Source organism: Ectopseudomonas composti, assembly GCF_001567565.1.
Taxonomy (GTDB): domain Bacteria; phylum Pseudomonadota; class Gammaproteobacteria; order Pseudomonadales; family Pseudomonadaceae; genus Aquipseudomonas; species Aquipseudomonas composti_A.
In genome coordinates this window covers 208,170-225,967 of the sequence record NZ_LSSW01000020.1, presented here as the reverse complement: position 1 = coordinate 225,967, position 17,798 = coordinate 208,170, and the positions used below count along the sequence as shown (strand labels likewise).

Below are 17,798 nucleotides of genomic sequence, written 5' to 3'. Positions count from 1 at the left end.
AACAGGCGAAAAAGCGGAGTTTACGGGTTGTAAATGAGCATTTGATTCGCTTCGCTCCCCCCCTTCGGGGCCGCGCTAAAGCGCGTTCAGCCTTCGGCTGTGAGCCTGTTTTTAACGCAGCGATGACAACGCAGGTAGTTTTTAAGGGGGCCCAGCCTGTTCGTGCACGAGAGGAACCACAATGAATAAAGTCGTCTCGCCGCTCCGCTGTGCCGCCGTGATCGGCGCCGGCACCATGGGCCGCGGTATCGTCATCAGCCTGGCCAATGCCGGCCTGCATGTACTGTGGCTGGACAACAACCCGCAGATGGTCGAGGCCGGCCTCGTCATGGCCGAGGAAACCTGGGCGCATAACGTGACCAAGGGTCGTATCGACTCGGCCGAAGCGGCGGCGCGGCGCGCTCGTATCGCGGCGGTGGACGGCTATGCCGCGCTGGCCGATGCCGACCTGGTGATCGAGGCGGTGTACGAGAACCTCGAACTCAAGCAGAGCATCTTCCGCGAGCTGGATACAGCGATGAAGCCCGGCGCCATCCTCGCCAGCAACACCTCGGCGCTGGATATCGATGCCATCGCTGCCGTCACCGCGCGGCCGGAGGCGGTACTGGGCCTGCACTTCTTCAGCCCGGCGCACATCATGAAACTGCTGGAAATCATCCGTGGTGCCAGGACCGCGCCCGCCGTGCTGCAGGCCGCCAAGGAACTCGGCGCGCGCATGGGCAAGGTGGCGGTGGTGGCCGGCAACTGCCACGGCTTCATCGGCAACCGCATGCTGCACACCTACGTGCGCGAGGCGCGCATGCTGCTGCTCGAGGGCGCCTGGCCGCATCAGGTGGATGCCGCGTTGCAGGGCTTTGGCTTCGCCATGGGGCCGTTTCGCATGTATGACGTGGTCGGCATCGACCTGGAATGGCGTGCCCGTGAACTGGCTGGCCAGGGCCAGGACGACCCGGCGGTGCAGGTGGATAACCGCCTGTGCGAGTTGGGACGTTTCGGCCAGAAGAGCGGCAAGGGTTACTACCTGTATGCGCCGGGCAGCCGCCAGGCCGAACATGACCCGGCCGTCGACGGGTTGGTGCAGATGCAGTCGGAGCGCCTGGGCTTCGTCCGCCGTGAGATTGGCAACGAGGAGATCGTCGAGCGCTGCCTGCTGGCATTGGTCAACGAGGGGGCGAAGATTCTCGAGGAGGGCATCGCCAGCACCAGCCACGACATCGATCTGGTCTATCTCAACGGATACGGCTTTCCCGCCGAGCGCGGCGGCCCGATGAGCTGGGCCGATGGCCAGGGTGTTGGCGCCATTGGTCAGCGCCTGCTGCGACTGGCCGAGCGCTTCGGCAGCCACTGGCAACCAGCGGCGCTGATCGAGCGCCTGGCTGCGGCGAACAAAGGCTTTGGCGATGTAGAGGAGGGCAAGGTATGAGCTATCAGGCGCCATTGCGCGATATGCGCTTCGTACTGCACGAACTGTTCGATGCCGCTGGTCACTGCGAACGTCTGGGCAACGGCCTGGATCGCGAGCTGATCGACGGCGTACTGGAAGAAGCAGCAGCCTTCGCTGCCGGTGAGATCGCACCGCTCAATCGCAACAGCGATGAAGAAGGTTGCCAGCTGAGCGACGGCGCGGTGAGCACGCCCAGGGGCTTTCGTGAGGCCTATCAGCAGTACGTGGACAACGGCTGGGCGAGCATGACCGGGCCGGTGGAATACGGTGGTCAGGGCTTCCCGCAACTGGTGGCCTGCGCTTTCCACGAGATGCTGATGGGCGCGTCGCTGTCGTTTCGCGTCTACTCCGGGCTGACCGAAGGCGCGGTGCTGGCGCTGCACAAGCACGGCAGCGAAACGCTCAAACAGCAGTATCTGGGCAAGCTGGTCAGCGGCCAGTGGACCGGCACCATGTGCCTGACCGAGCCGCAAGCCGGTACCGATCTGGCTTTGCTGCGTACCCGCGCCGAGCCGCAGGCCGATGGCAGCTACCGGGTCAGCGGCAGCAAGATCTTCATCAGCGGCGGCGAGCAGGATCTGTCGGAAAACATCGTCCATCTGGTGCTCGCGCGTTTGCCGGACGCCCCAGCGGGGGTGAAGGGCATCAGCCTGCTGCTGGTGCCGAAGTTCATCGCCGCTGCCGATGGCACCCCGGGTGAACGCAACACCCTGTCGTGCGGCGCCATCGAGCACAAGATGGGTATCAAGGGCGCCTCCACCTGCGTGATGAACTTCGACGGCGCCACGGGTTGGTTGGTGGGCGAGGCCAATCAGGGCCTGGCCTGCATGTTCACCATGATGAACGACGCGCGCTTTCAGGTCGGGTTGCAGGGCCTGGGGATCGGCGAGGCGGCGTTCCAGGGGGCGCTGCGGTATGCCCGCGAGCGTCTGCAATCACGCGGCCTGGCGGGTGTGCAGGCGCCGGACAAGGCGGCCGACCCGATCATTGTTCATCCCGACGTGCGGCGCATGTTGCTGACCCAGAAGACCCTGGTCGAAGGCAGCCGCATGCTCGCTGCCTACACCGCGCGCCAGCTCGACCTCGAACATGGCGCCGACGCGGCCGAGGCGCGCCAGGCCGCCGGCAAGCGCGCGGCGCTGCTGATTCCCATCGTCAAGGCGTTCTTCACCGACATGGGCCAGGAGGTCGCCAGCCATGGCGTGCAGGTCTATGGCGGGCACGGTTTCATCCGCGAGTGGGGCATGGAGCAACTGATGCGCGACAGCCGCATCACCCAGCTCTACGAAGGCACCAATGGCATCCAGGCGCTGGACTATATCCGGCGCAAACTGTTGGGCGACGGCGGTGCCGAGCTGTCTGCCCTGCAGGCCGAGTTCAGCGCGCTGTGCGATACCCAGGCCAAGCGCCCGGCCCTGACGCACATGGCGGCCGTGGTGCAGGCGCGTCTCGGCGAATGGCGTGAGCTGAGCAGCGCCGTGATCGCCGCCTGTCAGCGCGACCCGCAGGAGATCGGCGCCACCTCGGTGGATTTTCTCCAGTACTCGGCGTACCTGCTGCTGGCCGGTTTCTGGCTGCAGGCGGCGGCGCGAGCGCAGGACGAACTGGAGGCGGGCAACGCTGAGGCGGCGTTCTACCAGGCCAAGCTGCACAGCGCCGAGTTCTACCTGCGCCGCGTACTACCGCGTGCCAGCGCGCACCGTGAAGCGCTGCTGGGCGGCGCGCAGTGCCTGATGGCCATGGACGAGGAGAGCTTTGCGTTCTAACACACTCTCCATCAACCCTCTCCCGTAAGCGGGAGAGGGGAGCGATGGCGCCGACTCAGGTCTGGCGCCTATCGCACGGGACAGGGCCGATCCCGGATCGCATCCGGGCTACAACAAGAGGAGCACTGCATGCATCCCTTCAGTTTCGCCACCACCGCGCAGATTCTCTGCGAATCCGCCGCCAGTCTGCGCTTGGCCGAACTCTGCCGCGAACGCGGCGCCCGCCGCGTGCTGGTCGTCACCGACCCCGGCATCACCCGCCTGGGTCTCTTGCAGCCGCTGCTGCCGGGTTTCGTCAATGCCGGGATGACGGTGCAGGTGTTCGATCAGGTGCTGGCCGACCCTCCCGAGGCGGTGGTGTTGGCCGCCGTGGCCCAGGCCCGTGAGCTGCAGGCCGAACTGGTGGTCGGCTTCGGCGGTGGCAGCTCGATGGATGTGGCCAAGCTGGTGGCGCTGCTGGCTCATCCCGACTGCGCCCAGGCCCTGAGTGACATCTACGGCGTAGGTAATGCCCGTGGTCGACGACTGCCACTGATCCAGGTGCCGACCACCGCCGGCACCGGCTCCGAGGTCACGCCGATTGCCATCGTCACCACGGGCGAAACCACCAAGATGGGCGTGGTCTCGCCGCTGCTGCTGCCGGACCTGGCCCTGCTCGACGCCGACCTGACCCTCGGCCTGCCGGCCTCGGTCACTGCCGCCACCGGTATCGACGCCATGGTGCATGCCATCGAGGCCTACACCAGCGCGCTGAAGAAGAACCCGCTTTCCGACCTGCTGGCACGCGAGGCCCTGCGCCTGCTGGCGGCCAACCTCGATGAGGTGGTGCATAACGGCAGTAATCGCGAGGCGCGGCAGGCCATGCTGCTCGGCGCCTGCCTGGCCGGCCAGGCATTCGCCAACGCTCCGGTGGCAGCCGTGCATGCGCTGGCTTACCCCCTGGGCGGGCACTTCCATATCCCCCATGGGCTGTCCAACGCGCTGGTGCTGCCGCAGGTGCTGGCCTTCAACGCACCAGTGGCTGCACCGCTGTATGCCGAGCTGGCGCCGCTGGTGCTGGGTGAGCGTTTAGCGGCAGGCAGTGCGATGACCCAGGCCGAGCAACTGATCGAGGCGTTGGCCGCGTTCAGCCAGCGCAGCGGCCTGCCGACGCGGCTGCGCGATGCTGGCGTGGGCGAGGCGATGTTGCCCACGCTGGCAGCGGACGCCATGCTGCAGCAGCGCCTGCTGGTGAACAATCCGCGTGAGATGAGCGAGCAGCAGGCGCTGGCCATTTACCAGGCCGCCTACTGATTCAGGTTGCGGCTAAAGCCCCCTCCCACAGACGCTCGCAATCTTGTAGGAGGGGCTTTAGCCGCGATGACAATTGAGGACTAGCGATGAGCCAACCCCAGCACCTGCGTGGCGATTACCGCCACTTTCAGCCGATCAGCACGCGCTGGCACGACAACGATATCTACGGCCACGTCAACAACGTGACCTACTACAGCTACTTCGACAGCGCGGTGAATGCCTACCTGATCGCCGAGGGTGGCCTGGATATCCACGACGGTGCGGTGGTTGGCTTCGTGGTCAGCTCGGCCTGCGATTACTTCGCCTCCATCGCCTTTCCCGATGCCATCGAGGTGGGGCTGAGGGTCGGCAAGCTGGGCAACAGTTCGGTGCAGTACGAGTTGGCAGTCTTCAAGGCGGGTGAAGAGCAGGCGTGCGCCGCCGGACGTTTCGTGCATGTCTTCGTTGACCGGGCGAGCAACCGTCCAGTGGCCATTCCAGTGTCGCTGCGTGCGGCGCTGGCGACATTACTGGTGGAGTGAAAACACGGCGTACGGCGCAGCCTCTGCGGTGTTGCATACCGCTTGAGAGCGCTCACTGCTAGGCTGTGGGCAGTCATTCGCCAGGGAGTGCCCATGTCCGCTCTTGAGCGTGAGCAGGCGCAGCAACGCGCTGCTCGCATCGCTGCTTTTCGCGAGGAACTGGCCGAGCTGCGCCGGGAGCAGGTGTTGCAGCTGAGCGAGGCGCAGGAGCAGGCCGTCGCCAGCCACCATCGCCAGTTGCTGACGCACTTTCGCCAGACGCTGGATATCGACGCCGATGCCCGTGCTCGCCAGCTGTCGCTGGGGATGCGCTTGGCTTCGTTGTTCGGCGCACTGGCGCTGGCGGCCGCACTGTTCTTCCTGTTCTATCAGTTCTGGGGCCTGTTCGACGCCATCGCGCAGGTCGCCATCCTCCTCGGTAGTACCCTGGGTAGCCTGCTGGCGTGCTTCTGGTTGCAGGCGCGTGACGCCTCGGGCTACTACGCCAAGCTGGCCGCTGTGCTGGCATTCGTCTGCTTCGTGCTCAATCTGTCGATGCTCGGGCAGATCTTCAACATCACCCCATCGGACAAGGCGCTGTTGCCCTGGGGCGCGCTGGCGCTGCTGCTGGCCTACCAGTGCCGCCAGCGCCTGCTGCTGGTGGTGGCGCTGCTGTGCTTCGGTCTGTTCGTGGCGGCCCGCCTGGGTGACTGGGTGGGCTGGCACTGGTGGTCGCTGGGCGAACGGCCGGAGCTGTTCATGCCGCTGCTGGCGCTGCTGTTCGTGCCACAGTGGTGGGATCAGCGGCGCTATACGGGCTTTGCCGCCTGCTATCGGGTGCTCGCGCTGCTCTACCTGCTCGGCCCGGTGCTGGTGCTGTCCTACTGGGGTGGCGGCAGCTACCTCAAGTGGTCGACGGGGTCGATCGAGGCCTTGTACCAGGTGCTCGGTTTCGTCCTGGCTGGCGCAACGATCTGGCTGGGCGTTCGCCGTGGCTGGGGCGAGGTGGTCAATACCGGGCTGGTCTTCGCCTTGATCATGCTGTTCGCCAAGCTGTTCGACTGGTGGTGGCAACTGCTGCCGCGCTACCTGTTCTTCCTCCTGCTCGGTCTGATCGCAGTACTGCTGCTGATGGTGTTGCAGCGCTGGCGGCGCAGTGCGACGGGAGGTGGGCAATGAAGCGGGCCGTGTGGCTTGGTTTCGGCGTGGTGCTGCTGAGCAACGCGCTCGCCCTTGGCGGCGTCTGGTACAACCGCAGTGGCGAGCCTGAAGCGCGGTTGCTGCTCAGCGAACGCGAATTACAGCGCGTGCCGGGTGGCTGGCTGCGTGAAGAGGGCGACGGCGTAATGCGCCTGCAACTGAGCTGGCAGCGTCCTGGTGAGGGGTGGCGATTGCCCTGGCTGGACGAGGCCAAGCTGAATGAGCTGGGTTTCGACGCGGGCGCCGGGCAAGCCCTGAGCCGTCAGCCGGCACGCGAGGTCTGGTTGGTTCTGGAGCTGGATGGGGCGCTCTACCGACGTCAGGTCGAGCAGGCCCGAGAGGCATTGCTCGCGGCTGAAGCGGAACTGCAGGCCAGCCCCGGGAGCGAGACGTTGCGCCAGGCGCGCGATGAACGCCAGCAGCGCCTGCAGTTTGTCGAGCAGCAGGCCAGCCGCCTGATGCTGGTGGATGCGGGAGTCGATGCCCTGTCACTGCGCCAGCGTTGGCCGGATCGGCAGCGCCAGGTGCTGATGGCCGGGCGTATCGAGCCTTATCGCAACGGCACGGAGGCCGGTTATGGCGCGACCATTCGCCTGGAGAATGACCGCCTGAGCGTTCCCTACGCCTATCATGAGCTGGCGCGTGGCTGGGCACGCAGCTATCAGCGGACAGGGTTCAAGGCGCAGGTCGACGTGGCCTTCGGCCGTCGTCATGAACCCTGGGTGCTCGGCATCCGTCAGTGACGGCGCCAGTGCTTGTGATGCTTCTTGTGCTTCTTGCCGTGGTGGTGACGATGCTTGCCACGACGATCATCGTCGTAGCTGGCATTGCCCATGTAGTTACCCAGTGCGCCACCGGCGCCGCCGCCCACCGCGGCGCCAACCAGGCCGCCCGTGTTGCCGCCGACCTGTTGACCGACAACGTTACCGCCGGCTGCTCCCAGGGCACCGCCGATGGCGGCTTCGGTACGGCTGCGACGGTCAGCGCCCACCATGCTACCTGCAGCGCCGCCGAGGCCGGCGCCGACCGCAGCACCGGTGTTGCCACCGACCTGCTGGCCAACCATCGCACCCACTGCGCCACCCAGGGCGCCGCCCAAACCTGCTTCGGTGCTGCCGGCAAAGGCGACACCGCCGCTGCTCAGGCCAAAAGAGAGGAAGAGAAATTGTAGGGACTTCATAGGCTTCTCGATCACGGGAGCCGCTTTGCGGCGGGAGTTGCTCCATTGACCCAAGCGGCGCCCCCGTGGTTCCCCGTTGCCCGGCCGCCCGTCGGATGGCCTTGGGCAACGCTCACAGCAACGGTTCGCGTCCCCATTGCTCCAGCGCCTGGGCCAGCGGCAGCACCTCGCCGGGGCGGCTCAGTGCATAGCCGGGCAGCTGGCTGATGCGCGCCTGGAACTCCGGGTTCTGCAGCACTCGAAGGAGAGCGGCCATGGCCGGCAGTTCGAGGCTGTCCTCGCGGCACAGCAGGCAGTAGTGCTCGCGTGCCATGGGGATGAAGTCCAGACCGAACTGACGCGCTGCAGCCTCGACGCCGAAGCCGACATCGGCCATGCCGCTGGCGACGTAGGCGGCCACTGCCGCGTGGGTGAACTCCTCGTTGTGAAAATCCCTGATGTTCGTGCTGTCCAGGCCATCGCGTTGCAGCAGGTCCTGCAGCAGCAAGCGTGTGCCCGAACCCAGTTCGCGATTGACGAAGCGCAGTCTGCCGCTGGCCAGGTCCTTCAGGCCGTGCACACCTAGCGGGTTGCCCGGGGCGAGCATCAGACCCTGGGTACGCACGACGAAGGTGATCACCCGCTGCGCGGGGCGCAGCCAGGGCTGGATGCGGCTCATGCTCAGCGCGCCGAGTGGCCCGGCCGGTACGTGCAGGCCGGCCACCTCGCAGTCATGGCGTTGCAGGGCGATCATTGCCTCGTTGCCACTGCGAAACTGCACCTCCCACTGCCAGCTGGGGTCGCTCTCCAGCCACTCGCGCAGCGCTGCCACGGCGAAACCGTGGCTGGCATGGATGCGCAGACCCGGGTTGCTGGCCTGCAGCACCCGGTTCAGTTCCAGTTCCAGTTCGCTGGCCAGGTTGTCCAGTTGGGGCGACAGTCGCGCGCGAATGCGCTGGTCGGCCCACAGCAGTTTTTCCCCCAGTGGCGCCAGGCGCGCGCCCTTGCCGCGCTCCAGGTCGATCAGCGGGCTGCCGAAGAACGCCTGCCACTTGCCCAGGAGGTTCCAGGCATGGCGGTAGGAGTAGCCGACGCGAGCGGCGGCCTCGGTCAGCTTGCCGGTGTCGTGCACGGCCTGCAGCAACTCCAGTCCCTGCGGGTCGAGGCTGCTGCCGTCGCGTTGATGAAAGCGCCAACGCGGCTGAATATCGATACGGATCATATGTTCAAGGCTTCATATTTGTTCGGCCGATTACCCATGCTAATTTGCAGCACATGGGCGCTTTGCGGCCAAGTATAAGAACTTTATTTCATATGTGGCGAGCCTTGCGGCTCCGCCTGGGATAAGCGCCCATTAGCCGTGAGTGTGGCGCTTGTCTCCTGACCGTACCGGTATAGCCGCCGGCTGGAGCATCGAACATGGCCCTTCTTCCCCAGCGCTTCGCCCCTGAGCAGTGCGAGGCCGTCGCCCGCGAGGTGCTTGCCGCCCACCGCGGTCAGGCCGGCGCCCTGCTACCCATCCTCCACGATATCCAGGACCGTCTCGGCGCCGTACCGCCCGAGCTGTTGCCGCTGATCGCCGAGGACCTCTGCCTGTCGCGTGCCGAAGTGCACGGGGTGGTGAGCTTCTATCATGACTTCCGTGCCACCCCGCCCGGTCGCCAGGTGCTCAAGCTGTGTCAGGCCGAGGCCTGCCAGTCGATGGGCGTCAAGGCGCTGACCGCTGAACTCGAGACCAAGCTCGGCCTGCCGCTGGGTGAGACCCGCGAGGACGGTAGTCTAAGCTTCGAAGCGGTGTACTGCCTGGGCAACTGCGCCTGTGCACCGAGCGTGATGCTAAATGGCGAGCTGCACGGTCGTGTCGACGCCGAGGAAGTGCTGGCGCTGCTGGCGGAACAGGAGGCCCAAGCATGAGCGAGTCCATTACCGTTTTCGTCCCGCGTGATGCCACCGCGCTCAGTCTGGGCGCCGACAAGGTGGCCCGCGCCATCGTCGCCGAGGCCGCGGCGCGCAACGTCGAGGTGAAGCTGGTACGCAACGGCTCGCGTGGGCTGTTCTGGCTCGAGCCGCTGGTCGAAGTGGCCACGCCGGCTGGCCGTGTGGCCTATGGTCCGGTCAAGGCGCGTGACGTGGCCGGTCTGTTCGATGCCGGTTTCCTCGAAGGCAAGGCGCATGCGCTGGGCCACGGCCTGACCGAGGAAATCGATTACCTCAAGCGCCAGGAGCGTCTGACCTTCGCCCGCGCCGGTATTACCGACCCGCTGTCGCTGGAGGATTACATCGCTCATGACGGCTATCGCGGCCTCAAGCGCGCCCTCGGCATGACGCCCGAGGCGATCGTCGCCGAGGTCACCGAGTCCGGCCTGCGTGGCCGTGGCGGTGCCGCGTTCCCCACCGGCATCAAGTGGCGCACCGTACTCAACTGCCAGGCCGAGCAGAAATACATCGTCTGCAACGCCGATGAAGGCGACTCGGGCACCTTCTCCGACCGCATGGTGATGGAGGACGATCCCTACGTACTGATCGAGGGCATGACCATCGCCGGTCTCGCCGTCGGTGCCAACAAAGGCTATATCTACCTGCGTTCGGAATACCCGCACGCCGAGGCGGTACTGCTTGAGACCATCGCCCGTGCCACAGCAGCCGGTTACCTCGGCGACGACGTGCTCGGTAGTGGCAAGGCCTTCCATCTGGAGCTGCGCCGTGGCGCTGGCGCCTACATCTGCGGTGAGGAAACCGCGTTGCTCGAGAGCGTCGAGGGCAAGCGCGGCACCGTGCGGCCGAAGCCGCCGCTACCGGCCATCGAGGGTCTGTTCGGCCAGCCGACGGTCATCAACAACGTGATCTCGCTGGCGTCGGTGCCGGTCATCCTCGACAAGGGCGGCGCCTACTACAAGGATTACGGCATGGGTCGCTCGCTCGGCACATTGCCTATCCAGCTGACCGGCAACATCGCCCGTGGTGGCCTGATCGAGAAGGCCTTCGGCATCACCCTGCGTGAGCTGCTCTACGAATACGGCGGCGGCTCGGCCAGTGGCCGACCGATTCGCGCGGTGCAGGTCGGCGGCCCCCTCGGCGCCTACCTGCCCGAATCGCAGTTCGACACCCCGCTCGATTACGAGTCGTTCGCTGCCCTTGGCGCAGTGCTCGGTCACGGCGGCATCGTGGTGTTCGACGACACCGTCGACATGGCCGATATGGCGCGCTACGCCATGGAGTTCTGCGCGGTGGAGTCGTGCGGCAAGTGCACGCCCTGCCGGATTGGTTCGACTCGCGGCGAGGAACTGCTGTCGCAGATCATCGTGGCTCGCTCCGAAGGCCCGCAGCCGGGGCGTATCGAACTGCTCAAGAGTCTCTGCGATACCATGCTCGGCGCCTCGCTCTGCGCCCTTGGCGGCATGACCCCGTACCCGGTGATGAGCGCCATCAACCACTTTCCCGAGGACTTCGGGGTGTCGCAAGACGCCGCCGAAGCCCGCTGACCCGGAGGCGTCCCCATGGCCCTGTATCGTGAACTCGACTATGGCACCCCTGCTCGCAGCGGTGCCCCGGTAACCCTGGAAATCGACGGCACCGCCATCACCGTGCCGGCCGGCACCTCGCTGATGCGCGCGGCCCAGGAGGCCGGCATCGCCGTGCCCAAACTCTGTGCCAGCGATAGCCTGGAACCGTTTGGCTCGTGCCGCCTGTGTACGGTGGAAATCGAAGGTCGCCGTGGCTTCCCGGCATCCTGCACCACCCCGGTCGAGCCGGGCATGGTGGTGCGCACGCAGAGCCCGAAGCTGGCCGAACTGCGCCGCGGCACCATGGAGCTGTATATCTCCGATCACCCGCTGGACTGCCTGACCTGCTCGGCCAACGGCAACTGCGAGCTGCAGGACATGGCTGGCGTGGTCGGTCTGCGTGAAGTGCGCTATGACCCGGTGAAGACTCATCTGGCCGAGACCAAGGATGAGTCCAACCCCTATTTCAGCTACGACCCGTCCAAGTGCATCGTCTGCAACCGCTGCGTGCGCGCCTGTGAAGAAGTGCAGGGTACCTTCGCCCTGACCATCGACGGCCGTGGCTTCGATTCGCGCGTGGCCGCTGGCCAGGCCGAGGACTTCCTCGACTCCGAGTGCGTGTCCTGTGGCGCCTGCGTCAATGCCTGCCCGACTGCCACGCTGATGGAAAAGTCGGTGATCGAAATGGGTCAGGCCGAGCGTAGTGTCACCACCACCTGCGCCTACTGCGGCGTAGGCTGCTCGTTCAATGCCGAGGTCAAGGGCAACACCGTGGTGCGCATGGTGCCGAACAAGAACGGCCACGCCAACCACGGTCACGCCTGCGTCAAGGGCCGCTTCGCCTGGGGCTACGCGACCCACCCGGACCGCATCAAGACACCGATGATCCGCGACAGCATCACCGAGCCGTGGCGCTCGGTGAGTTGGGACGAAGCCATCGGTTACGCCGCCAAGCGCTTCAAGGAGATCCAGGCGCAGTACGGCCGCAATGCCGTCGGCGGCCTGACCTCCTCGCGCTGCACCAACGAAGAAACCTACCTGGTGCAGAAACTGGTGCGCGCGGCCTTCGGCAACAACAACGTCGACACCTGCGCTCGCGTCTGCCACTCGCCGACCGGCTATGGCCTGAAGGTGACCCTCGGCGAGTCCGCCGGTACCCAGGACTTCGATTCGGTGCTGTCCGCCGACGTGGTGCTGGTGATCGGTGCCAACCCCACCGACGGCCACCCGGTGTTCGGCTCGCAGCTCAAGCGCCGCCTGCGCGAGGGCGCCAAGCTGATCGTCGCCGACCCGCGTGGTATCGACCTGGTGCGCAGCCCGCACATCAAGGCCGAGCACCATCTGCAACTGCGTCCGGGCAGCAACGTGGCCCTGCTCAACAGCCTTGGTCACGTGGTCGCCACTGAAGGACTGATCAACGAAGCGTTCGTCGCCGAGCGCTGCGAGAGCGAAGGCTTCGAGCAGTGGCGTGCCTTCGTCAGCGAAGAACGCAACAGCCCCGAGGCGATGGAAGCGCTGACTGGCGTACCGGCTGCCTCGGTGCGCGCCGCCGCCCGTCTGTACGCCACCGGTGGCAACGCCGCGATCTACTACGGCCTGGGTGTCACCGAGCACAGCCAGGGTTCGTCCACCGTGATCGCGATTGCCAACCTGGCCATGGCCACCGGCAACATCGGTCGTCCGGGCGTCGGGGTCAACCCGCTGCGTGGGCAGAACAACGTGCAGGGTTCCTGCGACATGGGCTCCTTCCCCCATGAGCTGCCGGGTTACCGCCACGTCTCCGACCCGGTGGCGCGTCCGCAGTTCGAGGCTGCCTGGGGCGTCAAGCTGCTCGACGAGCCGGGCTTGCGTATTCCCAACATGTTGGCTGCCGCGCATGCCGGCACCTTCAAGGGCATGTACATCCAGGGCGAGGATCCGGCACAGTCCGACCCCGATACCCAGCACGTCACCGATGCGCTCAAGGCCATGGAGTGCGTGGTGATTCAGGATCTGTTCCTCAACGAAACCGCCAAGTACGCCCATGTGTTCCTGCCTGGCGCCTCCTTCCTGGAGAAGAACGGCACCTTCACCAACGCCGAGCGTCGTATCTCGCCGGTGCGCAAGGTGATGCCGGCGCTGGCTGGCAAGGAAGACTGGGAAGTGACCATGGCGCTGTCCAACGCACTCGGTTACCCGATGAGCTATGGTCATCCGTCGGAGATCATGGACGAGATCGCCGCTCTGACGCCGACCTTCACTGGCGTCAGCTACGAAAAGATCGAGCGTCTGGGCAGCATCCAGTGGCCGTGCAACGACGAGGCGCCGGAAGGTACCCCGATCATGCACGAAGACGCCTTCGTTCGTGGCAAGGGCCGTTTCGTGGTCACCGAGTTCATCCCGACCGAGGAGCGCACCTCGCGCAAGCGTCCGCTGGTACTGACTACCGGGCGTATCCTCTCGCAGTACAACGTCGGCGCGCAGACCCGGCGTACCGCCAACAAGGCCTGGCATGCCGAGGACATTCTCGAGCTGCACCCGGTTGACGCCGAGGACCGTGGCATCAAGGACGGCGACTGGGTCGGCATCAACAGCCGTGCCGGCGAGACGGTGATGCGCGCCAAGGTTACCGAGCGCATGCAGCCGGGGGTGGTGTACACCACCTTCCACCATCCGGAGTCCGGCGCCAACGTGATCACCACCGACAACTCCGACTGGGCCACCAACTGCCCGGAGTACAAGGTCACGGCGGTGCAGGTGCGCAAGGTCGAGACGCCGTCCGACTGGCAGCAGGAGTTCGATGCCTTCACCCGCGAGCAGGTCAACCTGCTGCCGGTGGTGCAGCTATGATGAGGCTCGCGCCGGCATCGGAACCCAGGGTGCGCTTTGCGCACCACTGCCACGCTCGCCTGTCACTTGCGGCTTTTCGGTCAACCAGCGGAGTAAAGCCATGGGCATGAACGCCACGCAACTGATCAAGATGGCTAACCAGATCGGCGCCTTCTTCGCTTCCCAGCCCAACCAGGAGCAGGCGCGTACGGAGTACGCCCAGCACCTCAAGCGGCAGTGGGATCCGCAGATGCGCACGGCGCTTTACGCTCACCTGGACGCCAGCGGTGGCGAAGGGTTGAGCGAGTTCGTGCTGCAGGTGTTGCGTGATCTGCGCGGGCAGATCGCGCCGCAGGCCGCTGCTGTCTGAGTGCGGCAATCTGGCTGCTGCGCAGGGTGCCGCCAGGCACCCTGCGATCATCGCAAGGAATCCGCATCACATGACCCATCGTCACACCCGTCCACTTGCCGATGAATACGCCGCCAGCCCAGCGCCGGACGGCTATGCCTATGTCGAGCTGGACGAAACCGCGAGCGCGGGGCATGCGGTGTTGGCCGAGGAATGCGCGCTGGCCATTGCCTACAACGGCATCAGCCATGCGGTGATGATGGTTTCGCCCAGTGCGCTGGAGGATTTCGTCGTCGGTTTCAGCCTGACTTCTGCAGTGGTCGGGGCGGCCGAGGACATTTACGACATCCAGCTGAGGCGCGCGGGCGAGGCGTTCAGCGCCGAGGTGCAGATCGCCAGTCGAGCCTTCTGGGCGCTCAAGCAGCAGCGCCGCAATCTGGCCGGTACCAGTGGCTGCGGGCTGTGCGGCGTGGAAGCGCTGGAGCAGGCGCTTCCACAACTCGATACCCTGAGCGTGAACCCGCTGCCACCGGCTTTGCACCTGGACAATCTGCGCACGCGCATCGGCGAGGTGCAGAAGCTGGCGCGTCATAGCGGCGCCCTGCACGCCGCTCTGTTCGTCGATGAGCATGGCGAGATCATTCTGTGTCGCGAAGACATTGGCCGGCACAACGCGCTGGACAAGCTGATCGGTGCGCTGCGCCGCGAAGGCCGTGACGCACGCCGCGGCTTCGCCGTGGTCACCAGCCGCTGCAGTCTGGAGCTGATCCACAAGGCGGTGCGCGCCGGTTTCGCCAGCCTGGTGAGCCTGTCCGCGCCGACTGACCTGTGCGTGCGCTGGGCGCGTCGGCACCGTCTCAATCTCATCCACCTGCCGCACCACAGCCCGTCGCGCGTATACAGCCCCGCGCCGGCCTGAGGCTGGCGTTGTCGTCGTCCCCCCATGGTCTAGACTTGCATTCCGGTCATCCACACGGAACGAGAGGCATCACCATGGGAATGTTCGCTTTTGTCAAAGAAGCTGGGGTCAAGCTGTGGGAGTCGCTGGTCGGCCAGGAGGCGCAGGCTGCCGAATCGCTCAAGGAACATGTGGCCAATGTTGGCCTGGGCAACCCGAACATCCAGATCAGCGTCGACGGCGATAAAGTGATCGCCACGGGTGAGGTGGCCAGTCAGGAAGAGAAGGAGAAAGTGCTTCTGGCCCTGGGCAACGTCGCGGGTGTCGCCGAAGTGGAGGATCGCATCACTGTCGTCACGGCTGCGCCCGAGGCGCGCTTCGTCACGGTGAAGAAGGGCGACACCCTCAGCGCCATCGCCAAGGCCGAGTACGGTAATGCCAACGCCTACATGAAGATATTCGAGGCGAACAAACCGATGCTCAGCCACCCGGACAAGATCTATCCCGGTCAGGTGTTGCGTATTCCCGAGTGACCGAGCATTGGCGGGAGGCGCTTTCGGCTGCGGCATTCTGCAGTTCATGCAACGGCGAGGGGCGTAGCCAGGACCTCCCGCATTGCATTCGGGTTAGCCGATATCGCGCAACAACGCCCGGTAGTCCTCCACCGCGGCGAACTCCTCGGTGTCTTTCGGCCCGGCCTGGCTGTCGGGCTGGCGCACGGCAAGCAGGTGGGCGACACCGAACTGACCGGCGCTGCGCAGGATCGGCAGGCTGTCGTCGATGAACAGGCTGCGCGTCGAGTCGAAGCCGACGTCCTGGTGCAGGGCGAACCAGAACTGCTGGTCTTCCTTGGGGAAGCCATAGTCGTGGGAGCTGATCAGGCGCTCGAACCAAGGCGCCAACTCTACGCGCTCCATCTTCAGCGACAGTGAGTCGCGGTGCGCGTTGGTGATCAGTACCACGCGTTTGCCGGCCTCGCGCAGGGCGCGCAGAAACGCTTCGGCATCTTCGCGCAGGGCGATCAGGTGGGCGACTTCGCGCTTGAGATCGCGGATCGAGAGTTGCAGCTCGCGGCTCCAGAAGTCCGTGCAATACCAGTTCAGCGTGCCGGCGTGCTGGCGAAACAGCGGCAGCAGCTCGGCTTCGGCCAGCGCCAGGCTGAGGCCATGGTGCTCGGCGTAACGCTGCGGCAGGTGCTTGAGCCAGAAGTGATTGTCGAAGTGCAAGTCGAGCAGCGTGCCATCCATATCCAGCAGGACGGTGTCGATCTGGTGCCAGGGAAGTGAAGGCATGGGTGCGCCTGGTGATGAAAGTCGTGAATCTGCCGGCGTGCGTCGCGAACGCGCAATCTGCGCCGGGGATAATCGCAAAAGCCGCGGTATGATAACCCGCCAGGTCACGCCAAGGAGTCGTCCCATGCGTCAGAAGCCCACGGTACTCGCCCGTGAAATAGTCGCCAGCAGCCGTCTGTTTCGTGTCGAAGAAGTGCAGTTGCGCTTTTCCAACGGCACGGAGCGCACCTATGAGCGACTGGTCGGCAAGGGTGTCGGTTATGGTGCGGTGATGGTGGTGGCGATGCTCGATGCCGAGCACGCTGTGCTGATCGAGGAATACTGTGGCGGCACCGACGACTATCAGTTGTCGCTGCCCAAGGGTTTGATCGAACCAGGCGAAGACGTGCTGGTGGCCGCCAATCGCGAGCTCAAGGAAGAGGCGGGCTTTGGCGCGCATGAGTTGGAGTACATCACCGAACTGAGTCTGTCGCCCGGCTACATGAGCCAGAAGATTCAAGTGGTGCTGGCGCGCAATCTTTACGAGGAGCGCCTGCCTGGTGACGAGCCGGAGCCGATGCGGGTCGACCGCATCAACCTGCGCGAGTTGTCCAGCCTGGCCCAGCACGCCCAGTTCAGCGAGGGCCGCGCCCTGGCTGCGTTGTACTTGGTGCGCGACCTGTTGAGCCAGCGCGGGGAGTTCGTGCAGTGAGTCATCCCTATATTCCCCAGGTGATCGAACTAGTGCGTGCCGCCGGTGCGGCGATCCTGCCTTACTGGCGTAGCGACGTGGCGGTGACGGAGAAGGCCGATGCCTCGCCAGTCACTGCCGCCGACCTGGCTGCGCACCATATCCTGCTTGCTGGCTTGCAGGCGCTGGCGCCGGAGATTCCGGTGCTGTCGGAAGAAGCAGCGGATATTCCCTTGAGCGAGCGCTCGGCCTGGACGCGCTGGTGGCTGGTCGATCCGCTCGATGGCACCAAGGAATTCATTGCCGGCTCGGAGGAGTTCACCGTCAACGTCGCCCTGGTCGAGCGTGGTCGCGTGGTTTTCGGCGTAGTCGGGATTCCCGCCAATGGGCGCTGCTATTACGGCGGCGCCGGTTTGGGGGCCTGGTGCAGCGACGAGCCAGGCGAAGAGCAGCCGATCAGCGTGCGTCTGGCACCCGCGCAGGGTTTTACCCTGGTGGCCAGCAAGCGTCATTCGAGCCCAGCGCAGGAAACCCTGCTCGCAGGTCTGGCCGAGCGCTTCGGCGAGCCGGCGCTGGCCAATGTCGGTAGCTCTCTGAAGTTCTGCCTGTTGGCCGAAGGTAATGCCGACTGCTACCCACGCCTGGCGCCTACCTCGCAGTGGGACACCGCCGCCGCACAGGGCGTGCTTGAGGGGGCGGGGGGCAAAGTGCTGGACCTATCCGGTGAGGCGCTTACCTACGAGGCACGCGAGTCCTTCCTCAACCCGTCTTTCCTGGCGCTGCCAGCTGCCGTCGAGTGGCGTGGCGAGCTGATCGAGCTGGCGCGCGATCTACAACTTTGAGGCGCTTCTTGCCGGAGTAGGAGCGGCTTCAGCCGCGATCCGTCCCCAAGAGACGGCGTGCGGCAAGCTTCGCG

Annotated in this window: 17 protein-coding genes; 14 read left to right on the top strand and 3 right to left on the bottom strand. The window is 65.5% G+C overall.

Annotated elements, in window-relative coordinates:
* Nucleotides 1-181 precede the first annotated feature (181 nt).
* From PCLY_RS07000 to PCLY_RS06975, 6 genes are all read left to right on the top strand, one after another.
* The gene (locus PCLY_RS07000) at nucleotides 182-1,423 is read left to right on the top strand and encodes a 3-hydroxyacyl-CoA dehydrogenase (protein ID WP_061238573.1); all 1,242 of its coding nucleotides are present in this window, start codon (nucleotides 182-184) and stop codon (nucleotides 1,421-1,423) included.
* Complete coding sequence (locus tag PCLY_RS06995) at nucleotides 1,420-3,210, top strand: acyl-CoA dehydrogenase C-terminal domain-containing protein (protein ID WP_061238572.1); 1,791 nt, start codon at nucleotides 1,420-1,422, stop codon at nucleotides 3,208-3,210. The genes PCLY_RS07000 and PCLY_RS06995 overlap by 4 nt, the downstream gene beginning before the upstream one ends.
* Nucleotides 3,211-3,339: 129 nt before the next feature.
* Complete coding sequence (locus PCLY_RS06990) at nucleotides 3,340-4,503, top strand: iron-containing alcohol dehydrogenase (protein WP_061238571.1); 1,164 nt, start codon at nucleotides 3,340-3,342, stop codon at nucleotides 4,501-4,503.
* An 86-nt stretch (nucleotides 4,504-4,589) separates the two neighbouring features.
* Entirely contained in the window at nucleotides 4,590-5,024 is a 435-nt protein-coding gene (locus tag PCLY_RS06985) for an acyl-CoA thioesterase (protein WP_061238570.1), read from the top strand.
* A gap of 93 nt (nucleotides 5,025-5,117) precedes the next feature.
* Nucleotides 5,118-6,182: a DUF2157 domain-containing protein gene (locus PCLY_RS06980; RefSeq protein WP_061238569.1), complete on the top strand. Its 1,065-nt coding sequence runs from the start codon at nucleotides 5,118-5,120 to the stop codon at nucleotides 6,180-6,182.
* On the top strand, nucleotides 6,179-6,946 hold the full coding sequence (locus PCLY_RS06975; protein WP_061238568.1) for a DUF4824 family protein: 768 nt from the start codon (nucleotides 6,179-6,181) through the stop codon (nucleotides 6,944-6,946). Before PCLY_RS06980 ends, PCLY_RS06975 begins: the two co-directional genes overlap by 4 nt.
* Here the strand turns inward: PCLY_RS06975 and PCLY_RS06970 are convergent.
* Nucleotides 6,940-7,383 carry a YMGG-like glycine zipper-containing protein gene (locus PCLY_RS06970; protein ID WP_061238567.1) on the bottom strand — a complete coding sequence of 148 codons (444 nt, stop codon included), beginning with the start codon at nucleotides 7,381-7,383 and terminating at the stop codon, nucleotides 6,940-6,942. The genes PCLY_RS06975 and PCLY_RS06970 overlap by 7 nt on opposite strands.
* 112 nt (nucleotides 7,384-7,495) lie before the next feature.
* Complete coding sequence (locus tag PCLY_RS06965) at nucleotides 7,496-8,584, bottom strand: substrate-binding domain-containing protein (RefSeq protein ID WP_061238566.1); 1,089 nt, start codon at nucleotides 8,582-8,584, stop codon at nucleotides 7,496-7,498.
* A 197-nt stretch (nucleotides 8,585-8,781) separates the two neighbouring features.
* Here PCLY_RS06965 and PCLY_RS06960 point away from each other — a divergent pair, with 197 nt between their 5' ends.
* The 6 genes from PCLY_RS06960 to lysM all read left to right on the top strand — a co-directional run bounded on the left by PCLY_RS06960 (nucleotide 8,782) and on the right by lysM (nucleotide 15,453).
* Nucleotides 8,782-9,276: a formate dehydrogenase subunit gamma gene (locus PCLY_RS06960; RefSeq protein ID WP_061238565.1), complete on the top strand. Its 495-nt coding sequence runs from the start codon at nucleotides 8,782-8,784 to the stop codon at nucleotides 9,274-9,276.
* Nucleotides 9,273-10,844: a formate dehydrogenase beta subunit gene (locus PCLY_RS06955; RefSeq protein ID WP_061238564.1), complete on the top strand. Its 1,572-nt coding sequence runs from the start codon at nucleotides 9,273-9,275 to the stop codon at nucleotides 10,842-10,844. The genes PCLY_RS06960 and PCLY_RS06955 overlap by 4 nt, the downstream gene beginning before the upstream one ends.
* A gap of 15 nt (nucleotides 10,845-10,859) precedes the next feature.
* Nucleotides 10,860-13,694: a formate dehydrogenase subunit alpha gene (gene fdhF, locus PCLY_RS06950; protein WP_061238563.1), complete on the top strand. Its 2,835-nt coding sequence runs from the start codon at nucleotides 10,860-10,862 to the stop codon at nucleotides 13,692-13,694.
* Between the two features lie 100 nt (nucleotides 13,695-13,794).
* Nucleotides 13,795-14,043: a formate dehydrogenase subunit delta gene (locus PCLY_RS06945; protein WP_061238562.1), complete on the top strand. Its 249-nt coding sequence runs from the start codon at nucleotides 13,795-13,797 to the stop codon at nucleotides 14,041-14,043.
* 70 nt (nucleotides 14,044-14,113) lie between these two features.
* Entirely contained in the window at nucleotides 14,114-14,941 is an 828-nt protein-coding gene (gene fdhD, locus PCLY_RS06940) for a formate dehydrogenase accessory sulfurtransferase FdhD (protein ID WP_061238561.1), read from the top strand.
* 74 nt (nucleotides 14,942-15,015) lie between these two features.
* On the top strand, nucleotides 15,016-15,453 hold the full coding sequence (gene lysM, locus PCLY_RS06935; RefSeq protein ID WP_061238560.1) for a peptidoglycan-binding protein LysM: 438 nt from the start codon (nucleotides 15,016-15,018) through the stop codon (nucleotides 15,451-15,453).
* Between the two features lie 93 nt (nucleotides 15,454-15,546).
* On the opposite strand, the gene yrfG is transcribed toward lysM, so the two are convergent.
* Complete coding sequence (gene yrfG, locus PCLY_RS06930; protein WP_061238559.1) at nucleotides 15,547-16,212, bottom strand: GMP/IMP nucleotidase; 666 nt, start codon at nucleotides 16,210-16,212, stop codon at nucleotides 15,547-15,549.
* 124 nt (nucleotides 16,213-16,336) lie between these two features.
* Here yrfG and nudE point away from each other — a divergent pair, with 124 nt between their 5' ends.
* Complete coding sequence (gene nudE, locus PCLY_RS06925; protein WP_061238558.1) at nucleotides 16,337-16,903, top strand: ADP compounds hydrolase NudE; 567 nt, start codon at nucleotides 16,337-16,339, stop codon at nucleotides 16,901-16,903.
* Nucleotides 16,900-17,724, top strand: coding sequence for a 3'(2'),5'-bisphosphate nucleotidase CysQ (gene cysQ / locus PCLY_RS06920; RefSeq protein ID WP_061238557.1), 825 nt, complete (start codon nucleotides 16,900-16,902; stop codon nucleotides 17,722-17,724). The genes nudE and cysQ overlap by 4 nt, the downstream gene beginning before the upstream one ends.
* The last annotated feature ends 74 nt before the right edge of the window (nucleotides 17,725-17,798 follow it).